At 48.7% G+C, this 16552-nt stretch carries 19 protein-coding genes, 1 pseudogene and 1 riboswitch; of the genes and pseudogenes, 17 read left to right on the top strand and 3 right to left on the bottom strand.

Translation table 11 applies throughout. From position 1 onward, the window contains the following. Nucleotides 1-93: 93 nt before the first annotated feature. The 9 genes from AUC31_RS04350 to AUC31_RS04385 all read left to right on the top strand — a co-directional run bounded on the left by AUC31_RS04350 (nt 94) and on the right by AUC31_RS04385 (nt 8758). Nucleotides 94-954 carry a DUF72 domain-containing protein gene (locus AUC31_RS04350; protein ID WP_058381205.1) on the top strand — a complete coding sequence of 287 codons (861 nt, stop codon included), beginning with the start codon at nt 94-96 and terminating at the stop codon, nt 952-954. Then, nucleotides 954-1784 carry a sulfite exporter TauE/SafE family protein gene (locus tag AUC31_RS04355; RefSeq protein ID WP_058381204.1) on the top strand — a complete coding sequence of 277 codons (831 nt, stop codon included), beginning with the start codon at nt 954-956 and terminating at the stop codon, nt 1782-1784. Before AUC31_RS04350 ends, AUC31_RS04355 begins: the two co-directional genes overlap by 1 nt. Before the next feature lie 13 nt (nt 1785-1797). Further along, a complete protein-coding gene (locus tag AUC31_RS04360; protein ID WP_058381203.1) occupies nt 1798-3141 on the top strand; it encodes a bifunctional metallophosphatase/5'-nucleotidase in 1344 nt (447 codons plus the stop codon). 71 nt (nt 3142-3212) lie between these two features. Then, nucleotides 3213-3395, top strand: a riboswitch (Lysine riboswitch). A 110-nt stretch (nt 3396-3505) separates the two neighbouring features. Continuing rightward, nucleotides 3506-5080 carry a Na+/H+ antiporter NhaC family protein gene (locus tag AUC31_RS04365; RefSeq protein ID WP_058381202.1) on the top strand — a complete coding sequence of 525 codons (1575 nt, stop codon included), beginning with the start codon at nt 3506-3508 and terminating at the stop codon, nt 5078-5080. A 199-nt stretch (nt 5081-5279) separates the two neighbouring features. Beyond that, the gene (locus AUC31_RS04370) at nt 5280-6824 is read left to right on the top strand and encodes a sodium-dependent transporter (protein ID WP_058381201.1); all 1545 of its coding nucleotides are present in this window, start codon (nt 5280-5282) and stop codon (nt 6822-6824) included. Between the two features lie 12 nt (nt 6825-6836). After that, the gene (locus AUC31_RS17665) at nt 6837-6959 is read left to right on the top strand and encodes a methionine/alanine import family NSS transporter small subunit (protein ID WP_157073458.1); all 123 of its coding nucleotides are present in this window, start codon (nt 6837-6839) and stop codon (nt 6957-6959) included. Between the two features lie 173 nt (nt 6960-7132). Then, nucleotides 7133-7456, top strand: a complete 324-nt coding sequence (locus AUC31_RS04375; protein WP_058381200.1) for a YutD family protein — start codon at nt 7133-7135, stop codon at nt 7454-7456. Between the two features lie 83 nt (nt 7457-7539). Beyond that, the gene (gene hepT, locus AUC31_RS04380; protein ID WP_058381199.1) at nt 7540-7998 is read left to right on the top strand and encodes a type VII toxin-antitoxin system HepT family RNase toxin; all 459 of its coding nucleotides are present in this window, start codon (nt 7540-7542) and stop codon (nt 7996-7998) included. Further along, on the top strand, nt 7985-8758 hold the full coding sequence (locus tag AUC31_RS04385; RefSeq protein WP_083509121.1) for a TIGR01457 family HAD-type hydrolase: 774 nt from the start codon (nt 7985-7987) through the stop codon (nt 8756-8758). Before hepT ends, AUC31_RS04385 begins: the two co-directional genes overlap by 14 nt. A gap of 22 nt (nt 8759-8780) precedes the next feature. On the opposite strand, the gene AUC31_RS04390 is transcribed toward AUC31_RS04385, so the two are convergent. Next, nucleotides 8781-9017: a YuzB family protein gene (locus AUC31_RS04390; protein WP_058381198.1), complete on the bottom strand. Its 237-nt coding sequence runs from the start codon at nt 9015-9017 to the stop codon at nt 8781-8783. 151 nt (nt 9018-9168) lie between these two features. Between AUC31_RS04390 and AUC31_RS04395 the strand changes: the two genes are divergently transcribed. Next, a complete protein-coding gene (locus AUC31_RS04395; RefSeq protein ID WP_058381197.1) occupies nt 9169-10236 on the top strand; it encodes an NAD(P)/FAD-dependent oxidoreductase in 1068 nt (355 codons plus the stop codon). Between the two features lie 302 nt (nt 10237-10538). Here AUC31_RS04395 and AUC31_RS04400 read toward each other — a convergent pair whose 3' ends face one another. Beyond that, nucleotides 10539-10865 carry a YuzD family protein gene (locus AUC31_RS04400; protein ID WP_058381196.1) on the bottom strand — a complete coding sequence of 109 codons (327 nt, stop codon included), beginning with the start codon at nt 10863-10865 and terminating at the stop codon, nt 10539-10541. Between AUC31_RS04400 and AUC31_RS04405 the strand changes: the two are divergent. From AUC31_RS04405 to AUC31_RS04430, 6 genes and pseudogenes are all read left to right on the top strand, one after another. Next, a pseudogene (locus AUC31_RS04405) lies at nt 10824-11185 on the top strand (NifU family protein). The gene AUC31_RS04400 and the pseudogene AUC31_RS04405 sit on opposite strands and share 42 nt — an antisense overlap. Before the next feature lie 80 nt (nt 11186-11265). After that, a complete protein-coding gene (locus tag AUC31_RS04410; RefSeq protein WP_058381194.1) occupies nt 11266-11628 on the top strand; it encodes a HesB/IscA family protein in 363 nt (120 codons plus the stop codon). A gap of 184 nt (nt 11629-11812) precedes the next feature. Next, complete coding sequence (locus tag AUC31_RS04415) at nt 11813-13027, top strand: NAD(P)/FAD-dependent oxidoreductase (protein ID WP_058383665.1); 1215 nt, start codon at nt 11813-11815, stop codon at nt 13025-13027. Between the two features lie 59 nt (nt 13028-13086). Further along, nucleotides 13087-13590 carry an NUDIX domain-containing protein gene (locus AUC31_RS04420; protein WP_058381193.1) on the top strand — a complete coding sequence of 168 codons (504 nt, stop codon included), beginning with the start codon at nt 13087-13089 and terminating at the stop codon, nt 13588-13590. A 175-nt stretch (nt 13591-13765) separates the two neighbouring features. After that, nucleotides 13766-13894 carry a YuiA family protein gene (locus tag AUC31_RS17850; protein WP_167456537.1) on the top strand — a complete coding sequence of 43 codons (129 nt, stop codon included), beginning with the start codon at nt 13766-13768 and terminating at the stop codon, nt 13892-13894. A 150-nt stretch (nt 13895-14044) separates the two neighbouring features. After that, nucleotides 14045-14374 carry a YuiB family protein gene (locus tag AUC31_RS04430; RefSeq protein ID WP_058381191.1) on the top strand — a complete coding sequence of 110 codons (330 nt, stop codon included), beginning with the start codon at nt 14045-14047 and terminating at the stop codon, nt 14372-14374. 54 nt (nt 14375-14428) lie between these two features. On the opposite strand, the gene AUC31_RS04435 is transcribed toward AUC31_RS04430, so the two are convergent. Then, nucleotides 14429-14902 carry a divergent PAP2 family protein gene (locus AUC31_RS04435; protein ID WP_058381190.1) on the bottom strand — a complete coding sequence of 158 codons (474 nt, stop codon included), beginning with the start codon at nt 14900-14902 and terminating at the stop codon, nt 14429-14431. Nucleotides 14903-15036: 134 nt separating this feature from the next. Here AUC31_RS04435 and AUC31_RS04440 point away from each other — a divergent pair, with 134 nt between their 5' ends. Then, complete coding sequence (locus AUC31_RS04440) at nt 15037-16530, top strand: leucyl aminopeptidase (RefSeq protein ID WP_058381189.1); 1494 nt, start codon at nt 15037-15039, stop codon at nt 16528-16530. Nucleotides 16531-16552 lie beyond the last annotated feature (22 nt).

Genomic DNA, 16552 nt, shown 5'->3' on the forward strand with positions numbered 1-16552 from the left:
GACTTCGCCTGGCATTGCTTCGGCGAATCTCAAAAAGGACGCCTGTTTTGTTCTATGCTATCATAAAATAATAACGAAAATGGAGGCAGGGCGATGATTTATGTTGGATTGACGGGCTGGGGAGATCATCCAGATGTCTATAGCCCCGGCTCGAAACAAAAAGATAAATTGGTCGATTACAGCGCGCATTTTCCGATTGTGGAACTGGATTCTTCATTTTATGCAGTCCAGCCTGAGCGCAATATCAGCAAATGGATCCGCGAGACACCGGACAATTTCCAATTTGTCGTAAAAGCTTATCAAGGCATGACGGGGCATCAGCGCGGGGAGAACCCATTCGCGACCCGCGAGGAGATGTTCGAAGCTTACAGGTTGTCTGTCAGGCCGCTTAAAGAAGCGGGAAAGCTGGCGATGGTGCTGTTGCAATTTCCGCCGTGGTTCGACTGCCAAAAAGATCATGTCGATGAAATCCGTGCGATCATCTCGGAGTTGCAGGAATTCGACTTGGCAATCGAATTCCGCCATCAGTCCTGGTACGCAGACGGCATGAAAGAAAAGACGCTGGAATTTCTCCGCGAGCACGGCTTGATTCATTCGGTCTGTGATGAACCGCAAGCGGGGGACGGTTCGATCCCGCTTGTTCCGGAATCCAGCCGCAAAGATAAAGTGCTGCTGCGTCTGCACGGGCGCAATGTCCACGGCTGGCTGAATCCAGGCAATGCCGAAAAATGGCGGGAAGTGCGCTATCTCTATGATTACAACAGCAAAGAACTAGAAGAAATCAGCCGGGCTGTAAAGCGTCTTGAACAACAGGCAGAGCAGGTATATGTAATCTTCAATAATAATTCAGGCGGGCATGCAGCGGGGGATGCGAAACAGTTCCAGCAATTGAACGGTTTGCATTTTGAGGGATTATCCCCGAAACAGCTTGACCTGTTCGAAGGCGGATTCTGATGGTATTCCTGATCCTTCTAGTGACCGGACTTGCTTCTGGGATTGTTGGGGCGCTCATCGGGCTTGGTGGAGGCGTCATATTGGTGCCGGTGCTGCTGTTCCTCAGCTCCTCGGTCAGCTTGTTTCCAGACTTATCGCCTCAACAGATTGTCGGGCTCTCGGTCGTCATGATGATTTTCACCGGTTTGTCTTCGACGATTGCCTATATGAAAGTTGGCACTGTCGATTACCGGAGCGGTTTCATTTTCTTTCTTGGCAGTGCGCCGGGCACGATTTTAGGCGCCTTCGTTAACCGCAGTCTGGATGTGCCGTCCTTTCAATTGTATTTCGGCCTGCTATTGGTGTTCTTATCGCTGCTCCTGTTGCTCCGGGATCGCTTGAAGGCGGTGAGCTGGTTTGTCGATCACGGCAAAAAGCAAAGTTTCCATGACCGCAAAACCGATCAGCAATATGTCTACGGCTATCCGATATGGTTCGCGCTCGTGTTGACCTTCTTCATCGGCTTTGCTTCCGGGCTATTCGGCATCGGCGGCGGTTCGATCCTCGTTCCCGCCATGATCTTGCTATTTTTATTTCCGCCTCACGTAGCTGTTGGAACGTCGATGCTGATGGTCTTTCTATCGGCCATTGTCAATTCCATCACGCATATTTCACTCGGCAATGTCCCGTGGATCTATACCTTAGCCATCATCCCCTCAGCATACATCGGAGCGAAGATCGGGGCGAGGCTGAACCGCAGCATCAAATCCGAGACTCTGGTTGTCGTGCTGCGGCTCGCATTATTATTACTCGGGCTCCGCTCGATTTACGAAGGAATTTTCAGTTCATAATGAGGTGTTTGACATGAGTGAAACCATCCATATTTATCATACGAACGACCTGCATAGCCATTTTGCGCACTGGCTCCGCATCAAATCCTTGCTGACGGAACGCAGGCGCTGGCACGAAGAAGCGGGCGATGTGTGTTTGGTGCTCGATATCGGGGACCACGCTGACCGGTCGCATCCGTTTACGGAAGGGACGGCTGGCAAAGGCAATGTCCAGCTGCTCAATGAAGCCGGATACGATGCTGTGACCATCGGCAATAACGAAGGGATTACGCTGTCTAAAGCAGAACTGGACGAATTGTATGTGCAGGCAGATTTTTCCGTCGTGGTCGCCAATTTATTGGATTTAGACGGCAAGCAGCCAGAATGGGCAAGCCCCAATCGGGTCATCGTAACGAATGATGGCACAAAAATCGGGCTCGTTGCAGCAACGGCAGAATTCACCCCGTTTTACCGCCGCCTTGGCTGGCAAGTGACAAACGGCAGGGAAGCGATCAAACGGGAAGCAGCGGAAATCCGCGAGTCGGTCGATTTTCTCATCTGCCTGTCCCATCTCGGCATCAGGGAAGATGAACTGTTGGCTGCAGAATGCCCGGAACTCGATGTCATCTTGGGAGCGCATACCCACCATCTGTTCCACCAAGGAAAAGAAATTGGCAAAACCTTGCTCGGTGCTGCCGGCAAGTTCGGCTATTATATCGGCCATATTGAAATTGATATAGCGACACGCAAGATGACAGCAGAAGTGATCGAGACCGACCAGTTGCCAGAAGCCGATGAAGGGTTCAATGAATACTTGGTCGGCATCGGCAAGCAGCAGATGGCGGAGACGGTTTTCTATAATGACCACCTGTTGAAAGCAGAATGGTTCAAGCCCTCTCCGATGGCTGAGCTGTTTGGCGATGCTTTGGTTTCGTTCGCTTCGGCAGATTGCGGATTGTTCAATGCCGGAATTTTCATGGAAGATATGCCGCAAGGGGAAATGACGCGCTACGATTTCCACCGCATGTTGCCGCATCCGATCAATCCGTGCGTGATCGATCTCAGCGGTGCGGAGCTCAAGGAAATTTACGTCCAATCCTTGAACGAAGACTGGCCGCAGCTTGAGCTCAAAGGCATGGGCTTTCGCGGAGCGGTGTTCGGCCGGATGATTCACAGCAACATGGAGATGGATGAACATCAATTATGGGTCGGGGGCAAGCCTGCTGACCCCGATCGTATCTATCGGCTGGCGACGCTTGACCTGTTTACGTTCGGCTATTTTTTCCCGGCTTTGAAGCGTGCGCCGAAAAGTTACTTCATGCCTGAATTCCTGCGTGATGTGTTTGGTGATTATTTTCGCATGAAAGCTATTAAATAGAAGGAACATTCAAAATGGACTGTTAGTTGATTTCGTGTGCTTTTTGGGCTATGCTTTTTATGAATTAGATATCGATGGGTAGAGGCTGCAGCCTTCATCAGTAGAATGTGCGAGTTTGACCGCGTTGACCACATTCGAAAGGGAAGCTTGCCGAAATCACCGTTTCCGGGTCAGGGGAGCGGCGATTGGGGACATTTCGAACAGGAATGCCACTGTCATTTGCAGTGAGTTGCAGATGGAGAGCTACAGGGTTGTTTGATGCTTGTGCACACAGACGAATTGTAGGAAGCCGGTTTATCCCTTGGATAAGCCGGCTTTTTTGGTCTAAGCCTTACCATCAAAATGAATAGGAGGAAATCTAATTATGGAAAACACTATCTTTTCGATACTGCCGCCGATTATCGCGATTGCGATGGTTCTGTTGACGCGTCGTGTGTTGCTGTCGCTCGGCGTCGGCATCGTGGCAGCTGCGCTGATCTTGACATCGTTTGCACCGATTGAGGCAGTGAATGAATTATTTACTTCATTTGCGGTGATTTTTTGGAATGAGGGCTTCAACGCTTACAACGTTTTCATCATCTTGTTCTTATTGCTGCTGGGTGTCATTACAGCATTCGTCAGCCTGTCCGGCGGCAGCCATGCGTTTGCCGATTGGGCATCTGCGCGTGTCAAAACACGCCGCGGGGCGAAGTTGGTTACCGTATTTCTTGGTATCTTGATTTTCATTGATGACTATTTCAATGCTTTAGCAGTTGGGCAAGTTGCACGGCCGATTACGGACCGCTATAAAGTATCGCGCGCAAAACTTGCTTATTTCATCGATTCTACTGCGGCGCCGATTTGTGTCGTGTCTCCTGTCTCTAGCTGGGGAGCTGCAATCATCGGCATCATCGGGACGATCCTGGCTGGACAGACCTTCCTGGATTATTCTGCACTGGAAGCGTTCCTGTGGATGGCACCGATGAACTTCTACGTCATTGCGGCACTTGCCATCGTGTTCTTCGTCGCGATCCGTGATGTAGATTTCGGGGAAATGAAAAAGCATGAACGCCTGGCGATTACCGAAGGCCAGCTGTTCAATCCGGATAAAGTAATTCCAGGGGAAATGAAGGAAGAGTTCCCGAGCCATTCGCATGGCCGCGTCCGTGATTTGCTATTGCCGATCCTGTTATTGATTGTGGGAACGGTCACAGCGATGATGTGGACAGGATATGTAAATGCAGGAGGAGTCTTCGACATTTGGCTCATTTTTGAAAACACGGATGTTCCTTTGTCCTTGCTTGCCGGTGGGTTGATCGGGGCGCTCGCTGCAATCGTCTTGTATGCGATGCAAATCAAGCACAATGAAGCGGCAGAAGCGCATTGGATCGCCAGAGGCATCTGGGCGGGAATCCAATCGATGGCGGGCGCTGTCTTCATCCTAATCTTTGCCTGGTCGCTAACGTATTTGATTGATGCGTTGGAAACAGGTACTTTCTTGGCTGATGCTGTGGCTCGTGGCAATGTGCCAACGAGTGTCTTGCCGGTCCTATTGTTCTTGTTAGCTGGCGTCATGGCATTTTCGACGGGCACTTCCTGGGGATCGTTTGGGATCTTGTTGCCGATTGCCGGCACGATCATGATTCAGGCAGAACCGGAACTATTGCTCGCTTCCTTGTCGGCTGTATTGGCAGGGGCAGTATTTGGAGATCATTGTTCACCGATCTCGGATACGACGATTTTGTCGTCAACAGGCGCAGGAAGCAATCATATGGACCATGTGGTCACGCAACTTCCGTATGCATTGACTTCTGCAGCGATTGCAGCAGTAGGGTATATCGTCATAGGCTTCACCGGCTCCTTGCCTTTGGCTCTTGGAGCGGTGGCCATCACCTTGGCAATACTATTCGTTTTCTGGTCTAAGCGCACAACCTTAATGGAAAAACATGAACAGAACTAAGATTTGAAAGCCGGAGATATTCTATCTCCGGCTTTTTATTATTGTCGTAATAGTTTTTTTGAAAAATTTTCAGAAATTATCTTTACTTTGAACAGGGTCCTAGTTATACTAAATTTAGATTCCAAAATAATCTGAATATAAACAAACTTCCTATTTTTCTGTTAAAAAATTGGAAGTTTACAACAAAGGGGGAAGAGAAATGGAACGTTCTACATGGGGAACGAGAGCCGGTTTTATCATGGCGGCGGTCGGTTCAGCAATAGGACTAGGGAATATTTGGCGATTCCCGTATGTAGCATATGAAAATGGTGGGGGCGCATTTTTTATACCGTATTTGTTTGCTCTTTTAACAGCCGGGATTCCAATCCTTATATTGGAGTTCACTATCGGCCATCGTTATCGCGGATCCGCACCACTTTCATTCTTTAGAATGAGCGGTAAGAAAGCAGAATGGCTCGGATGGTGGGCGATGTTCGTATCGTTCGTCATTTCAGTGTATTACGCGGTCATCATTGCTTGGGCGATTCGATACACGCTGTTTTCGTTCAATCAGGCGTGGGGGGAAGATACAGAAGGGTTCTTATTCAATGATTTCCTTCAATTGACCGTAAGTCCAGGCGAGACGGGGGGAATCGTCTGGGGCATTTTCATTCCATTAGCGATTGTCTGGATCATTACGCTCGGCATCTTACTTGCCGGTGTCAAAAAAGGGATCGAAATGGCGAACCGTATTTTCATCCCGACTTTGGTTGTCATTTTCACGATAATCGTAATCCGTGCGGTCACATTAGACGGGGCAGCGCTTGGACTAGAGGCATTCTTCGAGCCGAACTTCGATGCCATCATGGATCCGACCGTTTGGGTCGCGGCTTATGGGCATATCTTCTTCAGTTTATCGGTTGCTTTTGCGATCATGATCACTTACTCAAGTTATCTGCCGAAAAAATCGGATATCACAAACAACGCGTTCATTACCGGATTTGCAAACTCAAGCTTTGAGTTGCTTGCTGGTATCGGGGTGTTTGCGGTACTCGGTTTCATGGCGACGCAATCCGGCGTAGAAGTGGCGGATGTAGCATCTGCAGGCGTCGGCTTGGCATTTGTTGTATTCCCGGCGATCATCAATGAATTCCCAGGATTCAATGGCCTCTTCGGCTTCTTGTTCTTCCTGTCATTGACGCTTGCGGGACTGACATCACTCATGTCGATCACTGAAACTTACGTAGCTGGATTCAGCGAAAAATTCGGCATCTCGCGCCGCAAAGCGGTCGCATTCGGCGGCGGTCTTGCCGCATTGATCTCTATCTTATTTGCTACTCAAGGCGGATTGTTCTTCTTGGATATCGCCGATTACTACATCAACCAATTCGGTGTTGCCGCAGTTGGACTGGTGGAAGTTATCATGGTGGTCTGGATCTTGCGCAAAGCGGGCGATCTTCAGAATCACGCCAACGAGATTTCTGACATCCATCTCGGCGGCTGGTGGAAATTCAGCTTGGGCGTTATCACACCACTCGTTCTCGGCTATATGATGTTCGGCTTGCTGCGTTTGAACATTTTCCAGCAATTCGAAACGGAAACAGGAAACTATGAAGGCTATTCCAATATGTTCACTTTATTCGGCGGTGTGGCGGTTGCAGCAGGAGCCCTGCTCTTCGGCATCTTGTTCTCGCTCGGCAAATGGCATAAAAACTACCGCTATTACGACGAGCATTCCGAACATCCGGCGAAAGAAAAAGAATAAGGAGGGATCGACATGTCAGTTAGCGCGATTGTAGTCATGATCATCGGTATGGTCCTCCTCTGGGGAGGGCTTGCAGCGAGCATTTTCCACGCTGTAAGATCGAGTAAAGCAAACAAAGCAGAAGACTTAGGATAATATGGAAACCTCCGGCAAACATTGTGCCGGAGGTTTTTGTTTAACCAGCTGCCAATAGCGCAGCTTGTCCACATGTCCCTGGTGTGATACATTTGAAGCAGGATTCGAGCAGGTAAAAGCAGGATGATGCAAGCCCAGGCTTTTGTCATTACTAGGTATGGGTGGTGAGGATATTGATCACAATTGAAAAATGGAATTACGAGGTGATCGAGGATCATCGCGAAGGGTTTCAGGAAGAAGCGTTCCAAAACAGGTACAGCGATATTCTGGCCAAATACGATTATATCCTGGGCGACTGGGGATACGGACAGCTTCGCCTAAAAGGCTTTTTTGATGATAGCAATAACAAGGCAAGCTATGATACGAAGATCAGTACGCTCCAGGATTATTTATACGAATACTGCAATTTCGGATGCTCTTATTTCGTCTTGAAAAAAGCCGGTAAAGCACCGGAACCAGAAGTGCAGGAACAACCAGAACCCCCCGAAGCGGATTGAGCCGCCGGGGGTTTTTTTGTGCCCATATGATATGATAGGAAAGAAATGCAACAGCGAGCAACAGCAAAATGGAGGGACTCATTATGTATTTTATTGACCGCGGAAAAATCAAGGAAGCCATCACGTATATGGATGCGCTTATCGCTTTATATGAAGAGAACGGCCAGTGGGATTCGTTGAAGGACCAATTGGCTTTGGAGCGTCTCGCACTCGGGGCGATTGAAGCGGTGATCGATGTCGGGAATTCGATGATCGATGGTTTTATTATGCGCGATCCGGGTAGTTACGAAGATATCATCGATATCCTGGTGGATGAAAAAGTGATCACCGAAGAAATGGACCAGCCTTTGAAAGAGCTGGTTGGCCTGCGCAAGATGCTTGTACGTGAATTCATTGCGGTCGACCATGCAGAAATTACACGCGTTATGGATGCGCATTTGGATAGCCTGAAACAATTTGGCCCTAAGGTGGCTCATTATCTTGAACATGAACTCGGGCCGGTCTCTGCGTTCATTCCGGAGAACGAAAATGGAAAAGATTAAGCGCTATAAGGCGTATTGCCTGGATCTTGATGGCACTGTATATCGTGGCGAGGCGCCGGTTCAGGAAGCTGCCGAATTTGTCAGCCGTTTGCAACAACAGGGCATCGAAGCATTTTATGTCACGAACAATGCCTCCAAAACACAGGGGCAATTGCATGAAAAGTTGAAAAGAGTCGGTGTCAATGCCGACAAGTCGCGCATTATGTCTTCAGCGGTTGCGGCGGCAAAATACATCAAGCGCTGGTACCCAGGCCGCACGGTATACCTGATCGGTTCGGATGGTTTGAAGGAAGCGCTTGATGCGGAAGGGATCGCGTGCGTCGAGAAACAGGCAGATATCGTCTTGATGGGGCTTGATCCACAGATTACTTACGAGAAACTATCGCGCGCTTGCCTTGAAGTGCAAAGTGGAGCTGTGTTCTTGTCGACTAACCAAGACTTGGCATTTCCTTCGGAAGAAGGATTTCTGCCGGGCAACGGGGCGATAACAGCGGTCGTGTCAAAAGCGACAGATGTCGATCCTGTATTTATCGGCAAGCCGGAAATCCATATGCTCGAAGCCATACAGCACGAATGGGGATTCGAAAAAGAGGACATGGTGATGATCGGGGATAATTACGATACCGATATACAGGCAGGGATCCGCTTTGGAATCGACACGGTGCACGTCAATACCGGCGTGACACCGATGGATACCGTGATGCAAAAAGACCACCCTGCAACACATTTATTGGAAAACCTTAGTTTTTGGGAGCAATAAAAAAAGCCGTCCAAAAGGCGGCTTAAAACAATGGGTTTTCTTCTATGAACTCATATATTTTCTTGGTTAGCTCTTCAGGGGTGTCCGCCTCCACAATTTCACCGTTTACAAGTGCAAACAAGGATTCGGCACATTGGCTGCAATAGCTTAAACAACCATATTCGAGTACATCCAGATTCGGGTCCTGCTCTAGTTTTGCAAAAGACTCTTCCGAACCATTGGCGAGATTGCTCATGCAAAATTCAATTATCGGGTTCATTCCAGCTCACCTCACTACTAGGAAATCCTACCGTGTTTCCGTGCAACCGTCAATTATTTGATTTTGCCGGGAAAGGATTGTGAAAGTTATCACAATCAGCTATACTCATATTTGGAATCAAGAGCAGAATGACGGGCTAAAGGAGAATTATATGAAGAAATTAGTCTTACTAGGTGGCGGCTATGGCAATATGCGGGTTTTGCTTCGACTCTTGCCGAATAATTTCCCGCAGGATATGGAAATTATTCTCATTGACCGAACACCTTTTCACAGCATGAAAACAGAATTTTACGCACTCGCTGCAGGTACCGAATCCGACCACGAGGTGCGCGTCCCATTTCCGGAGCATGAACGCCTGAAAATCGTCAATGGTGAAATTCGGGAAATCGACCTGGAGGAAAAGTGTATCTTTTTGGAAGACGGCCAGCGCATCGCCTATGATGAATTGGTCATCGGGCTTGGTTGCATCGACAAATACCACGGCGTTCCTGGAGCGGATGAATTTACGTACAGCATCCAAACCATCGGCAACTCGCGGAAAACTTATGAAGCCTTGCTTGGATTGAAATCAGGAGCCACAGTCGGCGTTGTCGGTGCAGGGCTTAGCGGCATCGAACTTGCCAGTGAACTGCGCGAAAGCCGCAAAGATCTGCAAATCAAGCTGTTTGACCGCAGCCCGAGAATTTTGCGCGACTTCCCGGAGCGGCTCAGCAATTTCGTCAAGAAATGGTTCGATAATAATAATGTTGATGTCGTGTCCAATTCGAACATCACAAAAGTGGAGCCGAACCTTCTTCATAACCACGAAGAAACGATTCCGGTCGATGCTGTCGTCTGGACGGCAGGCATTCAGCCAGTTAAACCGGTACGCGACTTGAATTTGGAAAGCGACAGCAGCGGGCGCGTCATCATCAATCAATACCACCAATTGCCGAACGACGAGAATGTTTATGTCGTGGGCGATTGTGCCGCATTGCCAATGGCACCCTCTGCACAGTTGGCAGAAGAACAAGCTGAACAGATTGTCAAAGTGCTGCGCATGAAATGGAAAGGTGAGGCATTGCCTGAAACGATGCCTGAGATCAAGCTGAAAGGTTTCCTCGGCTCGCTCGGGAAAAAGCAAGGCTTTGCCTACCTCGCAGACCGCACCGTTACCGGACGCATTGCGCGTTTGATGAAATCGGGCGTCTTGTGGATGTACAAATGGCATAATGGGTAAAGAAAAAAGCGCTCCCCGGAGCGCTTTTTTTCAGGCTGTCGAGAAAGTTAAAAAGCCGTATTTTCCGAAGCTTATCGCTCGCTTTCCGTGGGGCGGGAATCGAGCCTCCTCACCCGCTATCGCGGTCTGCGGGGTCTCTCAAACCCGCTAATCCCACAGGAGTCGAGCGAACGCTTCTCCAAATACTCAGATAGCACATTGATTTTTGAATGTAGAAATGGTGATTTCCTTTTTCATTCATAGCGGATTATAGACTTCTTCAACACTCTAGAAGAAAGCGCTCCCCGGAGCGCTTTTTTTATTTATTCAGCAGCGGCAAAGCCGTGTTTCTCGAGCTCCCGGTAGACTGGCTTCAATTGAATATAGCCTTCACCGACCACTTCGCCTTCGATCAGCACGAGCGGGTAGAAAAACTCATCTTCTAAGATGCGCTCCGCATACTCTTGCTGCTTGGCATCTTGCAGTGGTTTCTCAATATCGATATAGCTTATTGAAAATGGCTGATCTTTGTATTTTCTCGAGATGGCTGCCTCGAGCCATTCATAGGTATCCTTGGACGACGGAGCATTTACACAGCTGGCGCAGATCTGGTCGGTTCCGTAAACTTCGATGTTCGGGATTTTTGTCATGGATATTGGCCTCCTGGAAATTCATTATTGGCTTTTTATGCTTATTCACATTATAATGATTGTAATGAAAGGAGTCGATAGAAATGACTGAAGCTATGATGGAAGATCAAGTAATGGAAGTCTTAGATAAATTACGGCCATTCCTTTTGCGCGACGGGGGAGACTGTGAATTGGTGGATGTAGAGGACGGTATCGTGAAGCTCCGCTTACTCGGTGCTTGCGGCAGCTGCCCAAGTTCAACAATCACATTGAAAGCGGGCATTGAACGCGCGCTTGTCGAGGAAGTTCCTGGCGTCGTTGAAGTGGAACAAGTCTTTTAATGTCCAGGGGCCTTTTGCAGGTCCCTTTTTATGTCCGCTATCAGACAGGCGGTAAAATGGAAAAGAAAGGGTGAACGTAGATGACACAAGTTGTAGAAATTACAGAAGCCGCTTCTTTCCAAGTGAAGGAAATGATGCGCCATAACGAAGAGGAAGGTTCTTATCTGCGCGTGGCTGTAAAAGGCGGCGGCTGCAGCGGCCTGACATATGGCATGGGTTTCGAGCCGGAAGTGGCAGAAACAGACGATCAATACGAACAGCACGGCATTCGCATTTTAATCAATAAAGAAGATGCGCCGATTTTACAAGGGACTATAGTGGATTACAAGCAATCCTTGATGGGCGGCGGATTCACCATTGATAACCCGAACGCTATCGCTTCATGTGGCTGCGGAACAAGTTTCCGAACCGCGAAAAAAGCAGGGACTCCTGAAAACTGCTAATGAAAAACCCGCTTTGTGACAAAAGCGGGTTTTTTTAATTTTCGATTTTGTTGCGCATCTCGTGTAAGGGCATTCAACTGTTGAAAAGCATTTGCAAAAGGGCTAATATAGAGGATAGGTGTTTACTGGAATCTGTTTCATTATTTCCGGTACATAAAATGACTTGAAGGTGGTTGCGATTGTGTTGAAAAGACCGTCAATATTAGTATTAGGTGCAGGCTACGGTGGATTGACTACTGTAGTGAATCTGCAAAAAGAATTTGGGACAGACGCTGCGGACATTACGCTCATCAACAAAAACGAATATCATTACGAAAGCACGTGGCTCCATGAAGCGGCAGCAGGAACATTGCTTCCGGAACAAGTGCGCTACGATATTGCAGACGTCATCGATACTGGCAAGGTGAACTTTGTTCAAGCCACTGTCGAAGGCATCGACGTAGACAGCAAGAAAGTTTCGACTGACAATGGGGAATTCACGTACGATTACCTTGTTATCGGCCTTGGCTTTGAAGGGGAAACTTTCGGAATCGAAGGCCTCGACACATATGCGTTGTCGATTGCCAATGTAAAAGCTGCGCGTTACATCCGCGAGCACATCGAATTCCAATTTGCGACATGGTCTACTGAAGAAGTGAAGAACGACAGCCGTTTGACGATTGTTGTCGGCGGAGCTGGATTCACAGGAATCGAATTCCTTGGGGAACTGGCAAATCGCGTGCCGGAACTTTGCAAAGAGTATGACGTGCCACGTGAAAAAGTACGCGTCATCTGTGTAGAAGCTGCACCGATGGTCTTGCCAGGATTCGATCCGGAATTGGTAGACTATGCAGTCGGCCATCTTCAAGCGAAAGGCATTGAATTCTCTATCGGAACGCCAGTCGTCGAAGCGACTCCTGAAGGCGTAAAGATTAAGAAAAATGATGATGAGTTCGAATTCATCTATGCCGGCACAGTCGTTTGGGCAGCAGGCGTCCGCGGAAACCGCTTGATTGAAGAAACATCCATCGAAAGCATGCGTGCGCGCATTAAAGTCGAAAAAGACATGCGTGCGCCAGGTTATTCCGATGTATTCATCGTCGGTGACTGCGCATTGATGATCAACGAAGAAACAAACCGCCCGTACCCGCCAACTGCACAAATTGCGATGCAGCAAGGCGAGCGCATTGCGAAAAACATCAAAGCGCTTGCTGGCGACGGGACGACAGAAGAGTTTGTTCCTGATTTGAAAGGAACAGTCTGCTCACTTGGCGATGAAGATGCGATTGGTGTTGTCTTCGGTAAGAAAGTGACAGGCAAACGCGCATCATTCATGAAGAAAATGATCGACAACCGTGCATTGTACATGATCGGTGGCCCTGGATTGGTCTTGAAAAAAGGTAAATTCAAGGTACTATAAAAATGAAAGCCTCCCAGCGCGGGGGGCTTTTTTTCACATCGCGATAAGGAGTGGAAGCCATGTCGAGAAACAAAAGGGGAGATGTCTGGCTCGGTGCTGCCGGGCTAGTCGTTAACCAACGGAACGAATGGCTCGTCGTCAAGAAGCGCTACGGCGGGCTTCATGGAAAATGGTCGTTGCCAGCAGGATTTGTTGAAAAAGATGAAACAGTCGACCAAGCAGCCTTGAGGGAAGTGAAAGAAGAGACCGGGATCGACTGTACGGTGCTTGGCATGATCGGTTTCCGCTCGGGAGTGATCAAGGGGAGAATCAGCGACAATATGGCGGTATTTCTGTTGCGTCCGCTTGAAAACGAACAACCCGTCATAGCGCAGCAAGAAGAACTTTACGAAGCTGCATGGCGCTCTCCGGAAGACTTGTCGGAAGATCAAGATGCCTCGGTCATGCTCCATGAAATGGCTTCATACATAGTAGAGGAAGGGTTTGAACCGATCGAAGACGTCGACCCTGGGCATATTTTTGGCTACACAGACTATAAACTATTTTTCCGCCATAAATACTAGAACCTAATTAACAGATAATTTAGAAAAAGATAGTATGATAAAGAATAAAAGAGAATAATGGAGATAAAGGCGTTTGTATCCGTTTACAAACGCTCTTTTTTATTTGCAGCGATTTGCGATACGTGATATATTACCAATTATCAGAATATTAAAAACAACAGAGGAGGTGTTTCGAATGACAGTCTTCAAAAAAAGAACAACTGCAACCCATTGCCCATACTGCGCGGGCCAAGGATATTTCCAACTACGGTTGGGCGGCTCCGAAACGTGCTCCTGCTGTTCAGGATCCGGGAAAAATAAATAAACTGTGAAAACACGAAAGAGCAGCTGCAACAGCTGCTCTTTTTTATATGGACAAGGCTTCTGTGACAAAGTCATGAATACTGTTCCTCCACATTGAAAGGGCTTTGTCTTTCGGGTAAACTGAGGAAAGGAATAACGGAGGTTAGAGTCCATGAACAGTTCATTTACCATTGTCCAATTGATCATTTCCATCCTGCTTTTTTACGTGATGTTTTTCGGCATCGGCTTTTTGCTGAACATGCTGCTGCGCATGACGTGGCTGATGGCGGTCGTGTATCCGGTTGTCATATTGCTCGTCATTGATGATGTCGGCGTGTTTGATTACTTTACCGCCCCAGGCGAGTCCTTTTCGATGCTCGGGGAAACCATCCGTTCGTTGACGGGCAGCGATATTGCCGTACTGACGGCCGGTTTCCTCGGCGCAGTCACTTCTGGAATCGTCATGAAAATATTGCGCAAGATGGGGTATCAAATGTTTTGATGCCGTTTATAGAAAAAGAAAAGCCGGTCCGCAATTTGTGGTCCGGCTTTTTTTCTAGAGCATGCTGTAGAAGACGACGGACAGCGCGATTCCTGTCAGCGCCCCCATGAACACTTCACTCGGTTTATGGCCGAGCAGTGTTTTGAGCTCCTCGATTTTCTCTTCCTCTTTTTTCGAAGGCCATTTACGGGTTTCTTCCATGAAATTATTCAAATCCTGGCGCAAGCGATTGATTGTCAATGCCTGTTGTCCAGCCTGAAAACGCACTCCTGTCGCGTCATACATCGTGATCACCGCAAACAAGGCGGATACCGCGAATACTGTGGATGAAATGCCTGCCTCATAGGCGACTGCGGTTGTCAGGGAGGTTACCGCGGCAGAATGAGAACTTGGCATGCCGCCAGTCGATGTGAAAAGCCCCCAATTCAATTCACGGGTCACTGCGTATTGAATGGGAATTTTAACGAATTGGGCGAAAAAAATCGCAAACAACGCAATCATTAATGGCGTATTGGATAAGAGTTCCATTTGGCAAGCAGCCCCTTCCACTTAAATTCCGTACAGAAAGTATATCATATGCCTATGGCGGTACGCGCTTTATCAAGCTATTCCGGAAGCCGAAGTAATGTTACACTAAATATGCAGTTAAAAGGAGGATACTAATGGAAATCAATGTATTGAACCCCACAGAACACAATGAAGCAGAGCTTCTAATCGTCGGCTTGAGCCGCCATCCCGAAAATGCGGAAGGCTGGAAAGGTTTGGAGAAGCGCTTTGACGGGCGTCTTGCCGATTGGATCAAACGCGGCTTGTCATTCGACTCGAACTCGTTGAGCATTTATCCTACTTTAAAAGGCGATATCCCGCGCGTGTTATTTGTCGGGATCGGCGATCGCAAGAAACTGACGGAAGATGAGTTGCGCCGTTCATTCGGCATTGCCGGAAAACAGTTGGTCAAAGAAAAAATTCGCCATGCCGCCATCTATACGGCTTCTTTCGAAAATGGGGAAGTGACTGGCGAACAAGTCGCGCACCTAGCGGCTGAAGGCATCCAAATGGGCGCATACCGCTTTGCTGATTACAAAACGAATTCCAATGAAGTGGATCACCGCGTGGAATCGCTGAGCTTTCTGACAGAGCAGCCATCAGATCCCATCCGCCAGGCGGCTTTTGTCGGCACAGTCCATGCGGAGGCAGTCAATGAAGCAAGAACGCTCGTCAATATGCCGGCGAATATCCTGACGCCCACAGCGATGGCTGAATATGCACAAGAGCTCAGCGAAGCTTACGGATTTGAAACGGATATCCTTGGGCGCAGCGAAATCGAAGAGCTTGGCATGGGCGCGCTGCTTGCAGTCAACCAAGGCTCTGTCGAAGAACCGCGTCTCATCGTCATGAAATACAAAGCGACTGACAGTTTCGAAGCACCGCTTGCACTTGTCGGCAAAGGTATCACGTTCGACACGGGCGGCTATTCCCTCAAGCCGAAAGACGGCATCGTCGGCATGAAAGGGGACATGGGCGGTGCAGCAGCTGTGCTGGGTGCAATGCGTGTCATCGGCGAACTAAAGCCGGATAAGGACGTAGTGGCTGTCATTGCCTCCACGGACAATATGGTATCAGGCAATGCCTTCAAGCCGGACGATGTCATCACATCGATGAGCGGCAAGACCATTGAAATCCTCAATACTGATGCAGAAGGGCGCTTGGTATTGGCGGATGCCGTCACGTATGCCAAGCAGCTCGGTGCAAGCCAGGTGGTGGATGTGGCGACGTTGACAGGTGGCGTCATCGTTGCGCTCGGCAAAGACAAAACGGGCGCGTTGACGAACGATGACGCGTTTTACGGCAAATTGCTGGACGTCTCGAAGAAAACGGGTGAGTTCGTTTGGCAATTGCCGCTCACTGAAAGCGACAAAAAGCGGCTGCGCAAAAGCGATGTCGCCGATTTGAACAATTCACCCGGGCGCGACGGCCATATGATCTTCGGCGGCGGCTTTGTCGGCGAGTTCGTCGGCGACACGCCCTGGATCCACCTAGATATCGCCGGAACTTCGCATGCTGATACGGCGCATGACTTGGGCCCTGCTGGAGGCACTGGCGCTATGGTAAGAACACTGGCGTTATTGGTGGAAAAGTTGGGGAATAAGGAATAAAAAAAACGCAGCCAATTTGGCT

It is taken from the genome of Planococcus rifietoensis, assembly GCF_001465795.2.
Taxonomy (GTDB): Bacteria; Bacillota; Bacilli; order Bacillales_A; family Planococcaceae; genus Planococcus; species Planococcus rifietoensis.